Genomic DNA, 20217 nt, shown 5'->3' with positions numbered 1-20217 from the left:
GATCACCGTCCCAGCTTGTCGACGTGGAGCTCGGGACGGCAGAAGGCGCCGCCCAGCAGGGAGTACGCGATGTCGCCGGGGTCGAGCTCGCCGTGCCGGGCGATGACCTCCTCCGCGTAGACCTCGGAGTCGTCCTTGGGCTCGTAGCCGATGGCCCGCGCCTCGTCGAGGGACCACCAGCGGCGGGTGTTGGCGGAGATCCCCCAGACGATGTGGAACCCGTCCGCCACCAGCGCCGCCTCGACGAGCCGGGCGCAGTCGTCTGGGGACAGCCAGGTCGACAGCATCCGGGTGTCCTTCGGCCGCTCGAAGCAGGAGCCGATGCGCAGGCACGTCACGGCCAGGCCGTACCGGTCGTGGTAGAGCGAGCCGAGCGCCTCCAGCGTGACCTTGCTGACGCCATAAAAGGTGTCCGGCCGCGGGAACAGGTAGTCGGGCGCCTCCGCCATCCGGGGGTGGAAGCCCACGGCGTGGTTGCTGCTCGCCATCACGACGTGTCGCACTCCGGCCTTCCTGGCCGCCTCCAGCAGCACGTAGGTGCCGTTGATGTTGATCTGGAGGATGTCCGCCCAGGGCTGTTCCAGGCTGTGGCCGCCGAGGTGGAGGACCGCGTCGACACCGTCCATCGCCTTGGTCATCGCGTCCGGGTCCGTGACGTCGGCCGTCATCGCCTCCTCCCCGGGGCCCGGTTCGACAGGGACGATGTCGAGCAGGCGCAGCACCCGCCCCTCCTGGGCCAGGCGGGGCCGGAGGTGGGTGCCGACGCCGCCCGCGGCGCCCGTCATGAGAATTCGCATGTGCCTCCTTTGGATTGGCGCGGCCTGTGCGCCGGTCAAATCGCGCCCGTACGCAGTAGGTCGGTGATGCGCCGGGCGGCGTCGAAGAGGGTGTCGACGATGTGCTTCTGATGGGTCTCGTCCAGACGGGCCAGAGGGATCGAGACGCTGAGCGCGTCCGTCACCGGCATGCCGTACGGCAGGGCGACGGCGAAGCAGCCGAGACCGGGGACGTTCTGCTCGCGCTCGCTGGCGTAGCCGTTGAGCCTCGCGCGGTCGAGCTCGTCACGCAGGGCGTCCCTGTCGATGATCGTGTACGGCGTGAGCGCCACGAGCGCCTCGGGGAGCAGCGACTCCACCTCGTGGGGAGGGCGGGTGGCCAGGATCGCCCGGCCGAGCGCGGTGGCGTACGCCGGCTGGCGGCGGCCGACCCGCGACGTGAAGCGCAGGTGGTGCTCCGACTCGCGGCTGGCGAGGTAGACCATGTCCGTCCCGTCAAGCCTGGCGAGGTGGACGGTCTCGTTGGTCTCCGCCCGGACGTGTTCGAGGACCACCGCCGCGGCGCGGACCACCGGGTCGCGGTCGAGGTAGGACGTGCCGACCAGCAGGGCGCGCACGCCGATGCCATATGCGAGGCCACTGGGGTCGGCCTCCACCCAGCCGCGGCCGAGCAGGGTCTGCAGCAGCATGTACAGGCTCGACTTGGGGTAGCCGAGCTCGGTCTGAAGCTCCGCGAGTGTGAGCCTGCGCTGGGCGCGGGCCAGCGCCTCCAGCAGCTCCACGGTCCGGTCAGCCGATTTGACCGGAGCCCGCATTTCCATCCGAAGTCCTTTCGTTGGACGCCGCAAGTGTCGCAGCGCCCCTCCGGCGTTCACAATACCGATCAAAGTTCACATGTATGACTCGGCGCTAAACCGTTGACTGTGCTACAGGGCCCCGTTACGTTCACGTGGACAAGCGCCACATTTGCGAATCAATCCAAGTATGTGAACAGGAGGCGGTCTGATGCCACGTCGTCTGCTCGGGGTCGCAGTTGCACTGGTCCTGGCCGTACCGCTCTCAGCCTGCGGCTCCGGAGGATCCAGCTCCGACGACGCGCTGGAGATCTGGATACGTCAGGTGCCCAACTCGCCCTCGCACAAAACCGCCCAGAAGTTCGTGGCGGCGTTCGAGAAGGCCACCGGTGTCAAGACGAAGCTCGTCGCGCTGTTCGACGACTTCGAGACCAAGCTGCAGCAGCAGGCCGCGGCCAAGGACCTGCCGGACATCGTCATCAACGACACGGCCCGGCTCGGCAACATGGAGCACCAGGGATGGCTGCGCGAGATCGACAAGGCCAAGCTCAAGGGTGCCGACCAGCTCTCCGAGATCGCCTGGAAGGCGGCCCAGGCCGGTGACGGCAAGTACTACGGAGCGCCGTTCTCGGCCCAGTCGTTCGCGCTGATCATCCGTAAGGACTGGCGCGAGAAGGTCGGCCTGCAGCCCCCGCAGACCTGGGACGACCTGGCCAAGCTGGCCAAGGCGTTCACCGACAAGGACCCCGACGGCAACGGAGCCAACGACACAGCCGGGTTCGTCGCCCCGGCGGGCACCAAGCGCGGCTACGCGTCGTGGTACGCCTCCTCGCTGATCTTCGCGAACGGCGGCGACTTCCTCAAGGCCACCTCACCGGGCCACTTCGCCCCCGCGGTCAACGACCCCAAGACCGTCGAGGCCGTTAAGTGGCTGCAGGACCAGTTCTGCACCGCGAAGACGGTCAACCCGGGCGCGGTGAGCAACGACACCACCGTCACGCACACCGTGTTCGAGAAGGGCCAGGGCGGCATCTACCTGGTCGGCCCCTACGTGCTCGCCCGGTTCGTGAAGAGCATCGGCACCGACAAGATCGAGGTCGTGCCGGTGCCCAAGGGCCCGTCCGGCGGTCCCGGCACGCTCGGCGAGGGCGAGAACGTGTACGAGATGGCGGGCTCCAAGCACGAGGCCGAGCAGCAGAAGTTCGCCGAGTACGCCATCTCCGCCGAAGGCCAGAAGGTCGGCATGAACGGCGACAATGAAGGCCCGATCGTCCGCCTCCCGGTCAACAAGACGGTGGATCTCTCCGCCGAGCGCCAGGACCCGCGCTGGAAGGTGTTCCAGGACTCCTACCAGTACGCCGTCTACGCCCCGCCGGTGCCTGACTGGACGCCGTTCCGGCAGAAGTCGGCCGACGCGATCAACGCGGCGTGGGCCGACTGCTCGACCGACGTCAAGGCGTCGATGGACACTCTGGCCAACACCTTCACCCAGGAACTGACGACCCAGAAAGCATCATGACCGTCACTCTGTCACCCCCCAGGGACCAGGTGACCCCGCGCCGCCGCCCCAAGTCGAGGTGGCGGCGCGGGCCGCTGGTCGCGTGGTTGTATCTGACCCCCGCGCTGCTGCTGTTCCTCTACTTCAAGTTCATCCCCATGTTCGAGGGCCTGCGGATGAGCTTCTACGAGGTCCGCCCCTACCTGGGTGACCGGTGGGTCGGCCTCGACAACTACCGCACGATCCTGACCGACAGCGCCTTCACCTCGGCCATGTGGCACACCGTGCTGCTGGCGGCGGGCACCACGGCGGGGTCCATCCTGCTGGGCCTGCTACTCGCCCTTCTCGTGGAGGGACCGGCCAGATACCTCTGGTTCGTCAGGACCGCGGCGTTCCTCCCGGTGGTGACCACGATCGCGGCGGTCGCCGAGGTCTGGCGCATCATGTACCACCCCGCTGCCGACGGCCTGCTCAACTCCATCATCGGCTGGGTCGGGCTCGGGCCGGAGCCCTTCCTGGCGAGCGAGCACTCCTCCCTTCTGTCGATCATGGGCATGGGGATCTGGCGGGCCGCGCCGTACGACATGATGATCTTCGTGGCCGGCCTGGTCGGCGTGGACCGCACGCTCTACGAGGCGGCGGCCGTGGACGGCGCCACCCTGTGGCAGCGGTTCATCAAGGTCACGCTGCCCGCGCTGCGGCCGGTGTTCTGGATCCTGTTCACGCTGGCGGCGATCCGCGGGCTGCGAATCTTCGTCGAGGTCTACGTGATGACGAACGGCGGGCCCAACGGGTCCTCCGAGGTGCTGATGACCCTCATCTACAAGGAGGGCCTGCAGAACAACGACCTGGGCCTGGCGTCCGCGGGGTCGCTCGTGCTGTTCCTGGCCACGTTGTTCCTGACCGTCGTGGTGCAACTGGTGCGAAGGAGGTCGTCATGAGATTCGACACCACGCTGGGGCTCGAATCCCACAAGGGCCCGGTCGCCACCGTGCTCAAGTTCGTGCTCTACGCGGGCATCGTGATCATCTTCACCGGACCGCTGGTGGGGCTGCTGGTCAGCGCGTTCAATCACGTGGTCGATCCGACCCACTTCTCGCTGCCGGAACAGCTCACGCTGGAGAACTTCACCAAGGCGGGCGAGCGGAAAGTCTACCTCTACCTGGTCAACTCCTTCGTCGTGGTCGGGTTCGGGCTGCTGCTGCAGATGGTGGTCAGCGTGTTCGCCGCCTACGCGCTCGCCCGGAAGAAATTCCGCGGCATGGCGGTCGTGCTGCTGCTCATGCTGACCACGATGATGATCCCCGAGGAGATCATCGCGATCCCGCTCTCGGTCGTGCTCGGCGATCTGCCTGTGCTCCACACCAACCTGCTCGGGTCGTACGCGGGCATGATCCTGCCGGTCGGCGCCTGGGGCTTCTCGATCCTGGTCATGACCGAGTTCATGAAGGAGGTCCCGGTCGAGATCGAGGAGGCCGCGCGGATCGACGGCGCGGGCGAGCTCCGCACGTTCTTCACCATCATCCTGCCGCTCTGCCGCCCCGCGCTCGGTGTCATCGGCGTGTTCGGCTTCACCATGATCTGGGACCAGTACCTGCTCCCGCTCATCGTGGCCACGGACTCGGACCAGTGGACCCTGCCGATCGCGCTCCGGACGCTGAGGTCGGACGAGGAGGTCGGCATCGGCGTGCTGCTCGCGGCCTCGCTGCTGGCCCTCCTGCCGTCGGTCATCGCGTTCCTGGCCTTCCAGCGCCAGTTCATGCGGGGCCTGACCAGCGGCGCCGTAAAGGGATAGCCGTGTCACATATATGAACGGCGGACGATACTCTGACAACCATTGCACCACTCTCGGCAGATGGGACAGCCGTGGAGCCCTCTCTGGTCAAGTCCGCGGAGCGGACCGTCCGCATTCTGGAGGCATTGGCGGCCTCGCCGCAGAAGCTCAGCCTGTCCGAACTCCAGCAGCGCGTGGGATACCCGCGCAGCAGCCTGCACGCCCTGCTCCGCACTCTCGCCGAGCTGAAGTGGATCGAGTCCGACGAGACGCGCCTGGCGTACGGCATCGGCCCGCACGCCCTGCTCACGGGCACCGCCTACCTGGACAAGGACCCGGCGCTGCCGCTGGCCTACGAGACCCTGGAAGACCTGCGCGCCGAGGTCGGGCACACCGTGCACTACGCCCGCCGCGATGACGCGCACGTGCTCTACCTGGCTAGCCGGGAGTCCCGCGAGGAGCTCCGGGTCATCTCCCGGGTCGGGCGGCGGCTGCCCGCGCATGTGACCGCGCTCGGCCAGGCCTTGCTGGCCGAGCTGACCGACTATGAGGTAACGGCCACGCTGCCGGAACGACTCGAGGGCATCACCCCGCACAGCTACACCGACCGGGCCGCGCTCATCTCCGAGCTGGACCGGGTGCGCATGCGGGGCTGGGCGTACGAGCGTGAGCAGGGCACCACCGGAGTCGCCTGCGTGGCATGCGCGGTCGACTACCGCATTCCGGCCACGGACGCCATCAGCTGCTCGATGCCCGCCGGGCTCCCGGACGACCAGGTCGAGAAGATCACCGATGCCCTCGTCCGGCACACCCGCAAGCTCGCCGCGACCCTGCGGCGCGAGGGAATCCGCTGACCTCGGCGTCCCCTTCCCTCTAGGTCATCCCGGGGCGTGTTGACTTCTACGAGAATGCCCAGTTAGCTTCTGGATACCGCCCAGGATGAAGGACGCCGTCCACATATGTGGACGAGGTGAAGGGTTGATACATGCATCTCGACGGCATTCTGTTCTTTCCGGTCACCCCGTTCACCGCGGACGGCCGGCTCGACGAGGAGGCTCTCCGGCGACACATCGATGAGGGCGTGAGGGCGGGTGCCGGCGGAGTGTTCGCCGCGTGCGGAACCGGCGAGTACAACGCCCTGGGTCTCGACGAGTACGAGCGGGTGGTGCGGATCTCCGTGGAGACGGTGGCCGGGCGGGTTCCCGTGCTCTCCGGCGCGGGCGGCGCCCTGCCGTTCGCCCGGTCCTGCGCGGAGACCGCCGCGCGGGCCGGAGCCGACGGCCTGCTGCTCCTGCCGCCCTACCTGGTCACCGCTCCGGTGAGCGGGCTCGTGCGGTACATCCGCCACGTGAGCTCCGCGACGGACCTGCCGTCGATCGTCTACCAGCGCGGCAACGCCCGGTTCACGCCGGACGCCGTCGTCGAGCTCGCCGGGCTGCCGAACATCATGGGGTTCAAGGACGGGCTCGGCGATCTCGACCAGCTCCAGCGCATCGTCCTGGCCGTGCGGGACGCCACCGACCGCGAGTTCGCCTTCTTCAACGGGCTGCCCACCGCCGAGATGACCGTCATGGCCTACCGGGGCATCGGTGTGAACCTGTACTCGTCGGCCGTCTTCTGCTTCGCGCCCGAGGTGGCCCTCGGCTTCTACAAGGCGGTCACCGCAGGCGACGACGACCTGGCCAGGCGGCTGCTCGCCGAGTTCTACCGCCCGCTGGTCGAGCTCCGCGACCTCGTTCCGGGCTACGCCGTCTCCCTGGTCAAGGCGGGTGTGACGCTGCGGGGGCTGAATGCCGGCGTGGTCCGCCCGCCGCTGATCGACGCCGCGCCGGAGCACGTCGCACAGCTCGAAAGGCTCATCGCGCGGGGATTGGAGATCGTCGGGTGCTGATCCGGGATGTCCACGTCACCCCGGTCGCCTTCCGGGACCCGCCGCTGCTCAACGCGGCCGGCGTACACGAGCCATGGGCGCTGCGCACGATCGTCGAGGTGGTGACCGACGAGGGGCTCACCGGGCTCGGCGAGACCTACGGCGACCTCGACCACCTCGGCAAGGTCCGCGACGCGGCGCGCTCGCTGATCGGGCTCGACGTCTACCACCACAACGCGATCTACGCGGCGGTGATCGCCTCCGTGGGGGCCGACGTCGTCGTGGACAGGCACGGGCTGACCGGCGCGGCCACGCACGAGAAGACCGTCGACCGGGTGTTCTCGCCGTTCGAGGTGGCATGCCTTGACATCAAGGGCAAGGCGGCCGGGCGGCCCGTCGTCGACCTCCTTGGCGGCAAGGTCAGGGACGCCGTGCCGTACAGCGCCTATCTGTTCTACAAGTGGGCCGGGCATCCGGGCGAGCCTGAGGACTCCTTCGGTGCCGCGCTCGACCCCGCCGGGCTCGTCGAGCAGGCTCGCATGTTCATCGGCAAGTACGGCTTCCGCTCGATCAAGCTCAAGGGTGGGGTGTACCCGCCGGTCGAGGAGATCGAGGCGATCCTCGCGCTGCGGGAGGCGTTCCCCGAGCACCCGCTGCGGCTCGACCCCAACGCCGCGTGGAGCGTGGACACCTCGATCGAGGTCGGCCGCGCGCTCGACGGCGTCCTGGAATACCTGGAGGACCCGGCGCCGGGCATCGAGAACATGGCGAGCGTCGCACCGCTGGTCCCGATGCCGCTGGCGACCAACATGTGCGTGGTCACGCCCGAGCACCTCCCCACGGCCATCCAACAGGGCGCGATCGGCGTGCTGCTCCTCGACCACCACTACTGGGGCGGGCTGCTGAAGTCCTCCCACATCGCGACGCTGTGCTCGACCTTCGGCATCGAGCTGTCCATGCACAGCAACTCCCACCTCGGGATCAGCCTCGCCGCGATGACGCACCTGGCGGCCGCCACGCCCGCCATCACCCACGACTGCGACACCCACACGCCGTGGCAGGACGGGCAGGACGTGGTCGCGCCGGGCGCGCTGCGGTTCGTGGACGGCGCGGTGCCGGTGCCCGACGGCCCCGGTCTCGGCGTGGAGCTCGACCGCGACGCCCTCGCCGTCATGAACGAGCAGTATGAGAAATGTGGCGTCCGCTCCCGCGACGACACGACGTACATGCAGAGCTTCGACCCGTCCTTCTCGGCCCGGAGGCCACGCTGGTGAACGTCATCTACGCCTACCCCTGGGACGTCGTCGGGGACCCGGCCGCCGCGGGACGCCTGAAGGCTCTCGGCGGAGACGCCGTCGCGCTGGCCGCGTCCTACCACACGACCCGCGCCGCCACCCCGCTCCATCCGGAGCACCGGCTCGTCGACGCCCGGCACGCCGCGTGTTACGTCCCGCTCCGGGAGGAGGCGTGGAAGGGAAGCCGCCTGGTCCCCGGCGCGCCGGCGTGGGTCGCGTCCGGCGACCCGTTCGGCGAGGCCCGCGACGCCCTCCGAGCCGAGGGCCTGCCGGTCCACGCCTGGACCGTCCTCACCCACAACACGCTGCTCGGCTCCGCCAACCCCGACCTGGTCGTCAGGAACGCCTTCGGCGAGCCGTACTCGTACGCGCTGTGCCCCGCCTCCGCCGACGTGCGGGAATACTGCCGGACTCTGGTCCACGAGGTCGTCGAGCTGGGCGACCCCGACGCGCTGATCCTGGAGGCGTGCGGCGCGCTCGGGTTCCGCCACGGCGGCCACCACGAGAAGACCGACGGCACGGACTGGAACGCCGCGGTGATCGCGCTGCTGTCCCTCTGTTTCTGCACGGCATGCGTCTCCCGCTACGAGTCGGCCGGGATCGACGTGGCCGAGCTGCGGTCCCGGGTGCGCGCCGCCGTCGACCAGCCGGCCGAGGCGGTCGAGTCCGTCGAGTCGGCGCTGGGCGACCTGGCGGAAGCCGTACGCGACCTGAGGACGGGGCTCGCGGGCGAGCTCCGCGCGCTGCTGCTCGCGGAGGCCCGCTCGGTGCGGCCCGGAATCCCGATCGGCCTGCACGCGAACGCCGACCCCTGGGCGACCGGCCCCTTCGCCACCGTGCCCGCCGGTGTGGACGTGGACGTCCTGATCGGCAACTGCTGGAACGCCCCCGAGGTCGACGAGGCCGGGCTGCGCGCGCTCGGGCGGCTCGGCCCGCGCGTCGGGGCCTACCTCCTCGCCCTACCGCCGCGTCCCGCGGACGGAGAGGCCCTGGCCTGGCTGGCTGAAACCTACACCGCCGCCGGCGCCCAGGAGATCCACTGGTACCACGGCGGCCTCGCCTCCGCCGCCCGCCTGGAAGCGATGGCTCGCGCGATCAGACGGTGAGCCACAATCTCATGCATGCGGTTCGGCATTCTCGGCCCCACGGAGGCCCGGCTCGGCGATGAGCGCCCGAATGCGGACCCAGGTTCGGGGCCAGGTGCGGGCCCGGATGAGGGCGCGGTCGCCGTCGGCGGGCCGGGGCTCCGGGCGCTGCTCGCGCTGCTGCTGCTCGGCGCGGGCCGGGTGGTCAGCGGCGAGCGCCTCATCGGCGGCCTCTACGGCGCCGACCCTCCCGCGAACGCCGTCAACGCCCTTCAGGCCCAGGTCTCGCGGCTGCGCCGGCATCTCGGTGACCTGGTGGAGGGCCACCCCGCCGGATATCGCCTCGCCGTCGATCCTGACGACGTGGACGCGTTCCGGTTCGAGCGGCTCGCGGCCGAGGGGCGGCGGGCCCTCTCATCGGGAAACCACCGCGCGGCGGCCGCGTCGCTGCGGCAGGCCCTCGATCTCTGGCGCGGGCCCGCGCTCGCCGACGTCCTCGACGCGCCGTTCGCGGCCGCGCAGGCGACCCGGCTGGAGGAGCTGCGCCTCACCGCGGCCGAGGACCTCGCGGAGGCCAGGCTGGCGCTCGGCGAGCACGGCCACCACGTTGGGCATGGTTACCACGTTGGGCACGGTCACCACGGTGGGCACGGTTACCACGTTGGGCACGGTCACCACGGTGGGCACGGGGACCTCGTCGCCGAGCTGCGGGACCGGGCGGCGGCCCACCCGCTGCGCGAGCGGACCCTCGGCCAGCTCATGCGCGCGCTCTACGCGGCCGGCCGCCAGGCCGAGGCTCTGACGGCGTTCGAGGACGCCCGGCGGAGGCTCGCCGACGAGCTGGGCGCCGACCCCTCCGCCGAGCTGGCCGCGATCCACCTGGCCGTGCTCCGCTCCGACCCGTCCCTCTCCCCCGGCCCCGCCGTACGGCATTCGCTGCCCGCCCACCTCACCACCCTGGTGGGCCGGGCGGAGGACCTGGAGCGGATCGGCGCGCTGCTCGGCGAGGCCCGGCTGGTGACGCTCACCGGTCCCGGAGGCACCGGCAAGACGCGGCTCGCGACGGAGGCCGCCGGCCGAGAGCCCGGCACCGTCTGCTTCGTCGAGCTCGCGCCGCTCGGCGACGGGACCGACGTGCCGCAGGCGGTGCTCGCCGCGCTCGGGCTCCGCGAGACCGGGCTGCTGGCCACCCCGGCGCCGGCTCGCTCGGGCCCGGCGCCGGATCCCGTCGCGAGGCTGGTCGCGGCCCTCGGCGACCGGCCTGCGCTGCTCGTGCTGGACAACTGCGAACACGTCGTGGAGGCCGCCGCCCGGCTCGCCGACCGCCTGCTCAGCGCGTGCCCGGCGCTGCGCGTCCTGGCCACCAGCAGGGAGGCGCTCGGCATCACCGGCGAGCGGCTCTATCCCGTTCCTCCCCTCGACCTGCCGCCGCCCGGCACGCCATCGGCGGAGGCACTCGCCTATCCGGCGGTGCGGCTGTTCGCCGAGCGCGCCTCCGCCGTACGGCCCGACGTCGAGCCCGGCGCGGAGGACATCGCGCGGATCTGCCGGGCGCTCGACGGGCTGCCGCTGGCCATCGAGCTGGCAGCCGCCCGGATGCGGTCGCTGACGGCCGCCGAGCTCGCCGCCCGCCTCACCGACCGCTTCTCGCTGCTGTCGCGCGGCAGCCGTACGGCACAGCCGAGGCACCGCACGCTCCGCGCGGTGGTCGAGTGGAGCTGGGACCTGCTCGACGAGACCGAGCGCGCGCTGGCGAGACGGCTCACGGTCTTCGCGGGCGGCGCGACGCTGGAGGCGGCCGAGCGGGTGTGCGGGGTGCCGGACACGGACGGCGTGCTGGCCTCCCTGGTGGAGAAGTCACTGGTCGAGGCGGTGGTCGATGCCGTGGGCGACCGCTACCGGATGCTGGAGACCATCCGCGCCTTCTGCGCGGAACGGCTGGCCGAGGCGGGCGAGGAGGAACGGCTCCACCGGGCCCACCTGGCGTACTACCTGGATCTCGCCGAGACCGCCGACCCCCACCTGCGGGGGCCGGAGCAGCTGGAGTGGCTGCGGCGTCTGGACGCCGAGCGCGACAACCTGCACGCCGCGCTCCACAGGGCCGCCGATGATTCCGACGACGATGCCGCCCAGGATGTTGTGAGGGCCGCCGGCGCGGAGGACGGGCTGCGGCTGCTGTCGGCCTCGGCGGGCTACTGGCTGCTGCGCGGTCTGCGCAGTGAGGCCGCCGGTCTGGCCCGGGAACTGCTCGCCAGGACCGGAACCGAGCCGCCAGCGGGGCTCGCCGAGGAGCACGCGCTGTGCGTGTTCACAGCCGTGTCGGGCGGCGCCGCCTCCGGCCTCGGCCCCGGCCTGGAGTCCAGCCTGAGCACGGCGATCCGCGTGGCCGACGGTCTGCGCGAACCACCGCGACAGCCGTACCTCCTCGTGCTCCGGGCCGTGGTCGGCGGCCCGCCGGACAGGGGTGCCTTCCAGGAGCTGGAGAGCAGGGCCGGGGTTCTGGACGGGGACCCGTGGCTGAACGGGCTCACCGACTTCGGCAGGGGATATCTCCTGCTCTTCGACGGACGGCTCGCGGAGGCCGATCGGCAGATCACCGCGTCGGTGGAGGCGCTGCGGGCGGTCGGGGACCGCTGGGCGCTGACGATGGCGCTGTCCGCGATGGCCGATCTCGCCGACCTCCAGGGTGATTACGCCAGAGTGGAGGCGCACACCAACGAGGCGCTCCAGCTCGCCGAACGGCTGGGCGCCACGGTCGACGTCGCCGAGACGCTGTGCCGCCGGGCGCGGGGCAGGGCCCGTACTGGTGACGAGGGGGGAGCCCGCGCCGACTACGAGCGCACGGCCGAGCTGGCCCGCCAGGCGGGCGCTCCCGAGCTGCTCGGCGCCGCCCACCTGGGCCTCGGCGAGATGGCGCGGCTGCGCGGCGACCTCCGGGAGGCGCGGTCGCTCTACGAGGCGGCGCTCGCGGAGTGCACGGCCGACTGGTTCGCCGCCGAGGAGACGCGGGCGCAGGTGTACCTCGCGCTGGGGTGGACGGCGGAGGCCGAGGGAAACGCCGCCGAGGCCCTGGCCTGGCATCGCCGCGCGCTGACGACGGGGCTCGGCGACCGGGACGTGTCCGTGACGGCGAGGGTCGCGGAGGGGCTCGCGGGAGTGGCGCTGCTGGAAGGCGACGCCGAGCGCGCGGCCCTGCTCCTGGGCGTCGGCGCGGCCCTCCGCGGCACGTCCCCGATGGGAGACGCCGACCTCGCCCGGGTCGGCGCGCGATGCCGCGCCCGCATCGGTGACGCGGCCTATGACAGGGCGTACGCCCGGGGCCAGGCTCTCACGAGGCGGGGTCCGGACCACGTCGCGCTGCCCGCGCTGACCGTCATGGAAGGGCACCTGTCAGCGTTCGGTGAGTGACTCGTCAGCGCGACCGCCGACCCTGCGTGCATGACGAACTCCCGCAAGTGGGGCACGCTCGTGATCGCGTGCCTGGCTGTGCTGCTGCTGTCCATCGACCTGACCGTCCTGCACCTCGCCAGCCCCAAGCTGGTCGCCGACCTGAACCCGTCGGCCACCCAGTTCCTCTGGATCGCCGACATCTACGGCTTCGCGCTGGCCGGGCTGCTCGTGACGATGGGCAACGTGGGCGACCGGATCGGCCGCAAGCGGCTGCTGCTCATCGGCACCGCCGCGTTCGGCGCGGCCTCGGCGATAACGGCCTACGCCCCCAATCCCGAGCTCCTCATCGCCGCTCGCGCGCTGCTCGGCGTCGCCGGCGCGGTCATCATGCCCTCGACGCTTTCGCTGGTCCGCAATGTCTTCACCGATCCGAAGGAGCGGACCAGCGCGGTCGGCGTCTGGAGCAGCGTCTCGGCAGTGGGCTTCGCCCTCGGCCCCCTCGTCGGGGGCGCCCTGCTCGACCACTTCTGGTGGGGCTCGGTCTTCCTGATCAACCTGCCGGTGGTCGCGGGCATCCTGGTCGCAGGCTTCGTCGTGCTCCCCGAGTCACGCAATCCCCGTCCCGGCCGGATCGACCTGCCGAGCGTCCCGCTCTCGGTCGTCGGCGTGCTCGGGCTGATTTACGCCCTCAAGGAGGCCGCTCGCGGCGGAGCCGCCCAGGGATCCGTCATCGCCACCGCCCTCATCGGAGTGGCCGCGCTGGTCGTGTTCGTCTGGCGGCAGACCCGGCTGGCCGAGCCGCTCATCGACGTCCGGCTGTTCCGCCGCCGGGCCTTCGCCGCGTCGGTGGGCGCCGAGCTGGTCGCGATGTTCGCCATGCTGGCCATGTCGCTGGTCTTCGCCCAGTACTTCCAGCTCGTCCTGGGCTGGTCGCCGTTGATCGCGGGCCTCGCCGGGATGCCGGGGGGCTTCGCGGCCGGCGGGGGCGGGGCGCTCGCCGGCACGCTGGTCCACAAGTGGGGCCGGGGACCGGTCGTCGCGCTGGGCCTCGCCATGACCGCGACCGGGTTCGCGCTGTTCAGCCGGATCGGGACCGACCTCAGCTACCCCTATCTGCTCGTCGCCATGATCATCCAAGGCGTCGGCATGGGGTTCACCTTCGCCGTGACGAATGACACGCTGCTCGCCACCGCGCCGAAGGAGCGAGCGGGGGCGGCCGGGGCCATCTCCGAGACCGCTCACGAGATGGGCGGCGCGCTCGGCATCGCCGTCCTCGGCAGTGTGCTGAACAGCACCTACCGCAACGGTCTCGCCCTCCCAGCGGGGCTGCCCGCCGGGGCCGAGGCCCAGATCCGCGACACGCTCGGGGGCGCTCTGCGCGCCGCCGCCACGCTGCCCCGTGACGTGGCGGGGGCCGTCACGGAGGCGGCGAAGCAGGCGTTCGTCGAGGGGCTCCACGCCACCGTTCTGACCGGCGCGGCGATCCTCCTCTGCCTCGCCGTCGCCGCCCTGTTCGCGCTGCGCGGCGTCCCCAAGGTGATCCCGGAAGACGAGAGCACTGGGCAGGATCTCTCCGAGGACCCCGTCGAGGGCGTCGCAGCGGTCAGCTGACCAGCGACAGCCAGTGGCCGTGCGCGCCGCCGAACGGGCCGGACGCCCGGCCCACGGCGTCCATCAGCCAGGCGGCCGACCGCTCCGCCTGGCTGATCACCTCGTCGGGGTACGCGTAGCGCACCTGGTGCTCGGCGAACTCGTCCTCGTCGTCCAGGTGCAGGCGACCGTCCTTGAACCTCAGCACGTCGAGATCCAGATCGACCATGGTCACCTCGCCACCGTGCCACACCGGCACGGTGGTGACGTCGCAGTAGATCGCCGTCTCGTGCCCGTCCACGTTGAACGTGGCCGTCCACCACTGGTCGCGCGGGAAAAGCATGACGAACGGCATCTCCCAGACGACCGGGGGCTCATGTCCCCTCCGGCCGACGGTGCCGGCGCCGCAGCCCACCCACGCGCCGTGCTCGTCCTCACCCAGGAGCCTCCCGGGATGGTTCCAGTGCAACGATCCGCCGTATTTGCGGTAAACGACCCTCACCTCGGACACGGGCCGGACGCTATGCCAGGCCCATCCCCGAACGCAACGGCATATTCACCGGAGGCCGGCGACGACGGCCGGCCTCGGTGCGTGTTCGTACGGACCTCAGACCTCGACGACCACCGGGATGATCATCGGGCGTCGGCGGTAGGTGTCGCTGACCCAGCGTCCGACCGTACGGCGGAGGGTGCGGCGGATCTGCAGGACGTCGGCGACCCCCGCGGCGGCGACCTCCTGGAGCGCGATCTCGATCTGCGGGATGACCGCGTCGAACGCCTCCGGGTCGATGCCGGAGCCACGCGCGGTGATCTCCGGGCCGCCGGTCAGCTTGCCGGTGGTGGAGTCGACCACCACGACGATCGAGATGAAGCCCTCGTCGCCCAGGATTCGCCGGTCCTTGAGCGCCACGTCCGTGACGTCGCCGACCGAAGTGCCATCCACGAAGACGTAGCCGCACGGCACCGCGCCGACGATCCCGGCATGGCCGTCGACCAGGTCCACGACGACGCCGTCCTCGGCGATCACGATGTTCTCCTCCGGCACGCCCGTGAGGGCGGCGAGACGAGCATGCGCCCGCAGATGCCGCCACTCGCCGTGGACCGGCATGAAGTTGGACGGCTTGGTCAGGTTCAGGACGTACAGCAGCTCCCCGGCGGCCGCGTGACCCGAGACGTGCACCCGGGCGTTGCCCTTGTGGACGACCCGCGCGCCCCAGCGGGTGAGGCCGTTGATGACCTTGTTGACCGCCGTCTCGTTGCCCGGCACCAGCGAGGACGCCAGCAGGACCGTGTCGCCCGCCGCGATCCGGATCGGGTGGTCGCGGTTGGCCATGCGGGACAGCGCCGCCATCGGCTCGCCCTGGGATCCGGTGCAGATCAGCACCACGTCCTCCGGCGGCCACTCCTCGATCTCACGGGAGTCGACGAGCAGGCCCGCCGGCACCTTCAGGTAACCGAGATCACGGGCGACGCCCATGTTGCGGACCATGGACCGGCCGATCAGCGCGACCTTGCGGCCGTGCTTGTCCGCGGCGTCCATGATCTGCTGCACCCGGTGGATGTGCGAGGCGAAGCTGGCGACGATGATCCGCTTGTCGGCCGCGCGGAACACGTCGTCGATGACCGGCGCGATGTCCCGCTCGCTCGTGACGAAGCCGGGCACCTCGGAGTTCGTGGAGTCCGACATCAGCAGGTCGACGCCCTCCGCCCCCAGCCGGGCGAAACCGCCGAGGTCGGTCAGCCGCCCGTCGAGCGGGAGCTGATCCATCTTGAAGTCGCCGGTGTGCAGCACGATGCCGGCCGGCGTCCTGATGGCCACGGCCAGCGCGTCCGGGATGGAGTGGTTGACCGCGAGGAACTCGCACTCGAACGGCCCGAACCTGCGCCGCTCCCCCTCGATGACCTCGACCTTCACCGGCTGGATCCGGTGCTCGGACAGCTTGCTCTCGATCAGCCCGAGCGTGAGCCGCGAACCGACCAGCGGGATGGCCGTCCGCTCGCGCAGCAGGTACGGCACGGCGCCGATGTGGTCCTCGTGCGCGTGCGTGAGGACGACCGCCTCGATGTCGTCCAGGCGGCCGCGAATGTAGTCGAAGTCCGGCAGGATCAGGTCCACGCCGGGCTGGTCCGGCTCGGGGAACAGCACGCCGCAGTCGACGACGAGAAGGCGGCCGTCGTACTCGAAGACCGCCATATTGCGGCCGATCTCCCCCAGGCCGCCGAGGGCGACGATGCGCAGGCCGTTGTCCGCCAGCGGCGGGGGCGGCCCCAGCTCGGGATGCGGGTGGCTCATGCCGACTCCTCGCCTTCGGCTCGGAGTGGCATTCGCCAGGCGCCGCGTTGATTGACTGGCTCGCTACGCTCGCTCCTGCGAGCTCCTCCGCACCCGGTGTGACGGCTACGGCTTCCGGTATTTCGCTCGCTCATTCGGCTCCATTTGGTTGTTAGCTATCGACAAGTTTGAGACCGCCCGCGATGAGGTCCTCGCGCAGCGACGCGACCTGCTCCTCCGTGGCGTCGACGAGCGGAAGCCGTACGGAACCGCCGTCCTGCCCGACCAGCTTCAGCGCCGCCTTCGACATGATCGCGCCCTGCGTGCGGGTCATGATGCCCGTGACCACCGGCAACAACTGGCGGTGCAGCGCGACGGCGCCCGCCACGTCGCCGGAGCGATAGCGATCGATCATGGAGGCGAGCTCCGCGCCCGCCACGTGGCCGACGACGCTCACGAGCCCGGCCGCGCCGACCGACAGCCACGGCAGGTTGAGCGTGTCGTCGCCGGAGTAGAAGACCAGGTCGGTGGCCGCCATGACCTGGGAACCCGCGAAAAGGTCGGCCTTCGCGTCCTTGACCGCGACGATGCGCGGGTGCCGTCCGAGCCGTATCAGCGTCTCGGTCAGGATCGGCACGCCGGAGCGGCCGGGGATGTCATAGAGCATCACCGGAAGGTCGGCCGCGTCCGCGACAGCGGTGAAGTGGCGGTAGAGACCTTCCTGCGGCGGTTTGTTGTAGTACGGCGTGACGACCAACAGGGCGTGCGCCCCCGCGCGCTCGGCGGCGCGGGCCAGCTCGACACTGTGGTGGGTGTCGTTGCTCCCGGCCCCGGCGATGACGGTGGCCCGGTCGCCCACGGCCTCGAGGACGGCCCGCAGGATGCGGTCCTTCTCCTCGTCGGTCGTGGTGGGGGACTCCCCTGTCGTGCCGCTGACGACCAGGCCGTCGTTGCGCTGCTCGTCCACAAGATAGGTGGCGATGCGCTGGACACCCTCGTAGTCGACCGCGCCGTCGGAGGTGAACGGCGTGACCATCGCGGTCAGCATGCGGCCGAAGGGGGCGTCGGAGGTTCCAGTTGGCGATGCCATAGAGCGAACGCTACCTGGATCCGGGGAGGCCCGTGGACCCCGCCACCCCGTTATGCCCAAGTCACCAGCGGCGTCGCGGCTTCCGGGATGGCAGCGCGGGGCCTGGGGCAGCGAAAGAGGCCGCCGATATGTGCTCGGGGGTACACACATCAGCGGCCTCTACCGGAGAATCGCCGCGTCTTACGGTCGCGTTACACGCTCCTGGTGAAATTTTTTCGGATCTGCCGTATGCACCCCTACGGTCACCGTGCCTGCCCCAGGATCAGCCTGGTCCAGAGGTCTTCCATCCGCACGGTGATGAGTCGCTCCGTCTCATGCACGCGGTTGCCCTCGTCCCTGCGGATTGTCCGGCGGATGAACAGCACACCGCCGGCGTGGCACAACTCATAGATCGTCGCCTTGCAGTCGCACGTGTGCCTGCGGACCCGGATGCGGTCGCTCCGGTGCGTCGGCACCATCCAGTTGATCCGCTCGTGGTCCGCCTGAAGCGGTGCGACATGGATCCCGTGGTACGACGGGAGCACGTTCGCCGGGGACGACGCGGCGCGAGGAGTCCGCCGTCGATCAGGGGAAACTCCAGGACTTGCCGGACCTGACGCCGGAGTACCAGATGCGCCCATTAGTAGCCTTTCGGCTGGCAAAGTTGGAATCACAGGCAGGGGCCATTACTCTGGGTTGCTTGTCGAATACGCCACCATTGGGAATCCGCCCAGCCCCCGAGGGATGGATTGATGGCCAACTCTGATCCGGTTTACCTACGCGTAGTCGAGGACCTCCGCCGTCAGATCGTCGATGGCACGCTCCCACCGGGGGCGCCGATCCCCTCCCGGCACCAGATCACCAGGAAGTACAGCGTCGGCGAGACCGCCGCCCGCCACGCGCTCCGCGTCCTCGCCCAGGAGGGCCTGATCGTCGGCCGCGTCGGATCCGGACACCGGGTGCGCGAGAAACCGACGCTGCTCCCCCTCTACCGGAGCCGCGTCCCCGAGCCCCACACGCCGTTCGCGATGGACATGCAGGCTGGCAACCGGCATCCCACGTGGACCTGGCGGAGCGAGCTCTCCGAGGCGCCCCCGGAGATCGCCCAGCGTCTGCAGCTCAGCGAGTGGAGCCCGGTGATCAGGATCCGCTCCGTCTTCCGCGGCGACGGCAAGCCGATGCAGCTCGCCACGTCGTACGAGCTGGTCGAGTTCGGCCAGAGCCAGGCCCCGGAGGAGGGGACGAACGAGCGCCGGAGCGCGGTGTCCCGGATGGCGGCCAACGGCACCCCCGTCACCGAGATCGGCGAGACGGTCCACGTGCGGGTGCCCCAGCCGACCGAGAGCGACCTGCTGGAGCTCCCCGCCGGCGTTCAGGTCCTGCATGTCGAGCGCACCTACTGGGCCGGAGAGCGCCCGGTGGAGACCAGTGACATCGTGATCCCGGGTGACAGGTTCCGGCTCGTCTACGGGATTCCCGTCCACCTCTGACTGTCGGTGTCCACTGGTACAACCATCCCGGATTCCCCATCCGGAGGTGCCGATGCGCGTCAAGGACCTGCCCCCGACCGACCAGCCCCGTGAGCGGCTCCTGACATCGGGGGCGTCGGCGCTGGCCGACCGGGAGCTGCTCGCCCTGCTGCTCGGCTCGGGCAGCAGGGGCGTCAGCGCCGTCGAGCTCGCGTCCCAGGTCATCGCCCACTGCGGTGATCTGGGCGAGCTCTCCCGGTCCGAGGCGCACCGCCTGCTCGCCGTGCCGGGTGTCGGGCCCGCCAAGGCGGCCCGCGTCGCCGCGGCCTTCCATCTCGTACGGCGAGCGCAGGCCGAGCCGGAGCGCAGCCGCATCACCTGCTCGGCCGACATCGCGTCGGCGGCGGCGCCCCTCCTCCACGGATACCCGCGGGAGCGGCTGGTGGTGGTGATCTGCGACCCCCGCGGGGCCGTGATCCGCCGCACGGTCGTCAGCGAAGGCGGAAGCGACCACACTCCCGCGCCCGTCCGCGACATCGTCACCACCGTCCTCGTCTCCGGCGGGGCCGCCTTCGGCCTCGCCCACAACCACCCCAGCGGATCCCTCGACCCCAGCACCGCCGACCTCGAAGTCACCGCCCGCCTCCACGAGGCCGCAGACACCGTGGGCCTCCGCTTCCTCGACCACGTGATCGTCACCGACACCGCCTGGCGCCGGATTCCATATGAACAACGGCAGAGTTGACTGTAGGTGCTCTCGATACTACTGGTCTATCAACCCGTATGACTAGGTGTTAATGAGTGTCTGCTTTGTGCAAACATGTACGCTTTGGTCTATCGTTCGACTGTGCTTGACCGAGACGGGCCAATACCGGTCTACAAGCAGATCGCCGACATCATCCGCGATCGCATCGACAACGGCGAGCTGCCGCCGGGCAACCCCATGCCCAGCGAGGCCGAACTGGAGGCGGAGTACGGCATCGCCAGGACGACCGCTCGCCGCGTCGCACGTGAGCTGCGCGAGCAGGGCCTCGTCTACACAGTTCAGGGAGAGGGCACATTCGTCGGCGACGATTCCGCGCCACGCGCCCGCCGCAAGATCGCCCTGTACCAGCAGATCGCCGAGGAGATAGCGGAACGCATCCGGCGCAGGGAGTTCAAGCCCAATCGCCCCATCCCCAGCGAGAAGGCCCTGATGCAGCAGTACGGCGTGGCCAAGGTCACCGCTCGCCAGGCCGTCGCGTTTCTTCGCGCGCAGGGATGGGTATTCACCGTTCCCTATCGCGGCACCTACGTCTCACCGCCGGACAACTGGCCAACTGATTAGCTCGCGCG

The 20217-nt window shown here is 70.5% G+C and carries 18 protein-coding genes; 12 read left to right on the top strand and 6 right to left on the bottom strand.

Annotation, left to right across the window (positions count from 1 at the left end):
• Positions 1-2 precede the first annotated feature (2 nt).
• Positions 3-797, bottom strand: coding sequence for an NAD-dependent epimerase/dehydratase family protein (locus N5079_RS21890; protein ID WP_261585832.1), 795 nt, complete (start codon positions 795-797; stop codon positions 3-5).
• Positions 798-832: 35 nt separating this feature from the next.
• Positions 833-1597, bottom strand: coding sequence for an IclR family transcriptional regulator (locus N5079_RS21885; protein WP_261585831.1), 765 nt, complete (start codon positions 1595-1597; stop codon positions 833-835).
• A gap of 184 nt (positions 1598-1781) precedes the next feature.
• On the opposite strand from N5079_RS21885, the gene N5079_RS21880 reads away from it, so the two are divergent.
• From N5079_RS21880 to N5079_RS21840, 9 genes are all read left to right on the top strand, one after another.
• Positions 1782-3089 (top strand): ABC transporter substrate-binding protein, encoded by a 1308-nt coding sequence (locus N5079_RS21880; RefSeq protein ID WP_261585830.1) that lies wholly within the window; start codon positions 1782-1784, stop codon positions 3087-3089.
• The gene (locus tag N5079_RS21875) at positions 3086-4009 is read left to right on the top strand and encodes a carbohydrate ABC transporter permease (RefSeq protein WP_261585829.1); all 924 of its coding nucleotides are present in this window, start codon (positions 3086-3088) and stop codon (positions 4007-4009) included. Before N5079_RS21880 ends, N5079_RS21875 begins: the two co-directional genes overlap by 4 nt.
• Entirely contained in the window at positions 4006-4863 is an 858-nt protein-coding gene (locus tag N5079_RS21870; protein WP_261585828.1) for a carbohydrate ABC transporter permease, read from the top strand. Before N5079_RS21875 ends, N5079_RS21870 begins: the two co-directional genes overlap by 4 nt.
• A gap of 71 nt (positions 4864-4934) precedes the next feature.
• Positions 4935-5696 carry an IclR family transcriptional regulator gene (locus tag N5079_RS21865; RefSeq protein ID WP_261585827.1) on the top strand — a complete coding sequence of 254 codons (762 nt, stop codon included), beginning with the start codon at positions 4935-4937 and terminating at the stop codon, positions 5694-5696.
• Positions 5697-5827: 131 nt separating this feature from the next.
• The gene (locus tag N5079_RS21860) at positions 5828-6733 is read left to right on the top strand and encodes a 5-dehydro-4-deoxyglucarate dehydratase (RefSeq protein WP_261585826.1); all 906 of its coding nucleotides are present in this window, start codon (positions 5828-5830) and stop codon (positions 6731-6733) included.
• Entirely contained in the window at positions 6727-7986 is a 1260-nt protein-coding gene (locus tag N5079_RS21855) for a glucarate dehydratase family protein (RefSeq protein WP_261585825.1), read from the top strand. The genes N5079_RS21860 and N5079_RS21855 overlap by 7 nt, the downstream gene beginning before the upstream one ends.
• On the top strand, positions 7983-9113 hold the full coding sequence (locus tag N5079_RS21850; RefSeq protein WP_261585824.1) for a hypothetical protein: 1131 nt from the start codon (positions 7983-7985) through the stop codon (positions 9111-9113). The genes N5079_RS21855 and N5079_RS21850 overlap by 4 nt, the downstream gene beginning before the upstream one ends.
• Positions 9114-9128: 15 nt before the next feature.
• Complete coding sequence (locus N5079_RS21845) at positions 9129-12500, top strand: AfsR/SARP family transcriptional regulator (RefSeq protein WP_261585823.1); 3372 nt, start codon at positions 9129-9131, stop codon at positions 12498-12500.
• 30 nt (positions 12501-12530) lie between these two features.
• Positions 12531-14093, top strand: coding sequence for an MFS transporter (locus tag N5079_RS21840; RefSeq protein ID WP_261585822.1), 1563 nt, complete (start codon positions 12531-12533; stop codon positions 14091-14093).
• On the opposite strand, the gene N5079_RS21835 is transcribed toward N5079_RS21840, so the two are convergent.
• From N5079_RS21835 to N5079_RS21820, 4 genes are all read right to left on the bottom strand, one after another.
• Positions 14086-14583 (bottom strand): DUF402 domain-containing protein, encoded by a 498-nt coding sequence (locus N5079_RS21835; RefSeq protein WP_261585821.1) that lies wholly within the window; start codon positions 14581-14583, stop codon positions 14086-14088. The genes N5079_RS21840 and N5079_RS21835 overlap by 8 nt on opposite strands.
• A 96-nt stretch (positions 14584-14679) precedes the next feature.
• Positions 14680-16365 (bottom strand): ribonuclease J, encoded by a 1686-nt coding sequence (locus N5079_RS21830; RefSeq protein WP_261585820.1) that lies wholly within the window; start codon positions 16363-16365, stop codon positions 14680-14682.
• A 151-nt stretch (positions 16366-16516) separates the two neighbouring features.
• Positions 16517-17434 carry a 4-hydroxy-tetrahydrodipicolinate synthase gene (gene dapA, locus N5079_RS21825; RefSeq protein WP_261585819.1) on the bottom strand — a complete coding sequence of 306 codons (918 nt, stop codon included), beginning with the start codon at positions 17432-17434 and terminating at the stop codon, positions 16517-16519.
• Positions 17435-17676: 242 nt separating this feature from the next.
• Complete coding sequence (locus tag N5079_RS21820; protein WP_261585818.1) at positions 17677-17958, bottom strand: hypothetical protein; 282 nt, start codon at positions 17956-17958, stop codon at positions 17677-17679.
• Between the two features lie 207 nt (positions 17959-18165).
• Between N5079_RS21820 and N5079_RS21815 the strand changes: the two genes are divergently transcribed.
• From N5079_RS21815 to N5079_RS21805, 3 genes are all read left to right on the top strand, one after another.
• Positions 18166-18903 carry a GntR family transcriptional regulator gene (locus N5079_RS21815; RefSeq protein WP_261585817.1) on the top strand — a complete coding sequence of 246 codons (738 nt, stop codon included), beginning with the start codon at positions 18166-18168 and terminating at the stop codon, positions 18901-18903.
• 52 nt (positions 18904-18955) lie between these two features.
• Positions 18956-19627, top strand: a complete 672-nt coding sequence (locus N5079_RS21810; protein ID WP_261585816.1) for a RadC family protein — start codon at positions 18956-18958, stop codon at positions 19625-19627.
• Between the two features lie 102 nt (positions 19628-19729).
• Entirely contained in the window at positions 19730-20209 is a 480-nt protein-coding gene (locus N5079_RS21805; RefSeq protein ID WP_261585815.1) for a GntR family transcriptional regulator, read from the top strand.
• Positions 20210-20217 lie beyond the last annotated feature (8 nt).

The sequence above is a fragment of the Planotetraspora sp. A-T 1434 genome, from assembly GCF_025420585.1.
Taxonomy (GTDB): domain Bacteria; phylum Actinomycetota; class Actinomycetes; order Streptosporangiales; family Streptosporangiaceae; genus JAOEGB01.
The sequence above is the reverse complement of the archived record's forward strand: the minus strand, read 5'-3'. Positions and strand labels throughout refer to the sequence as shown.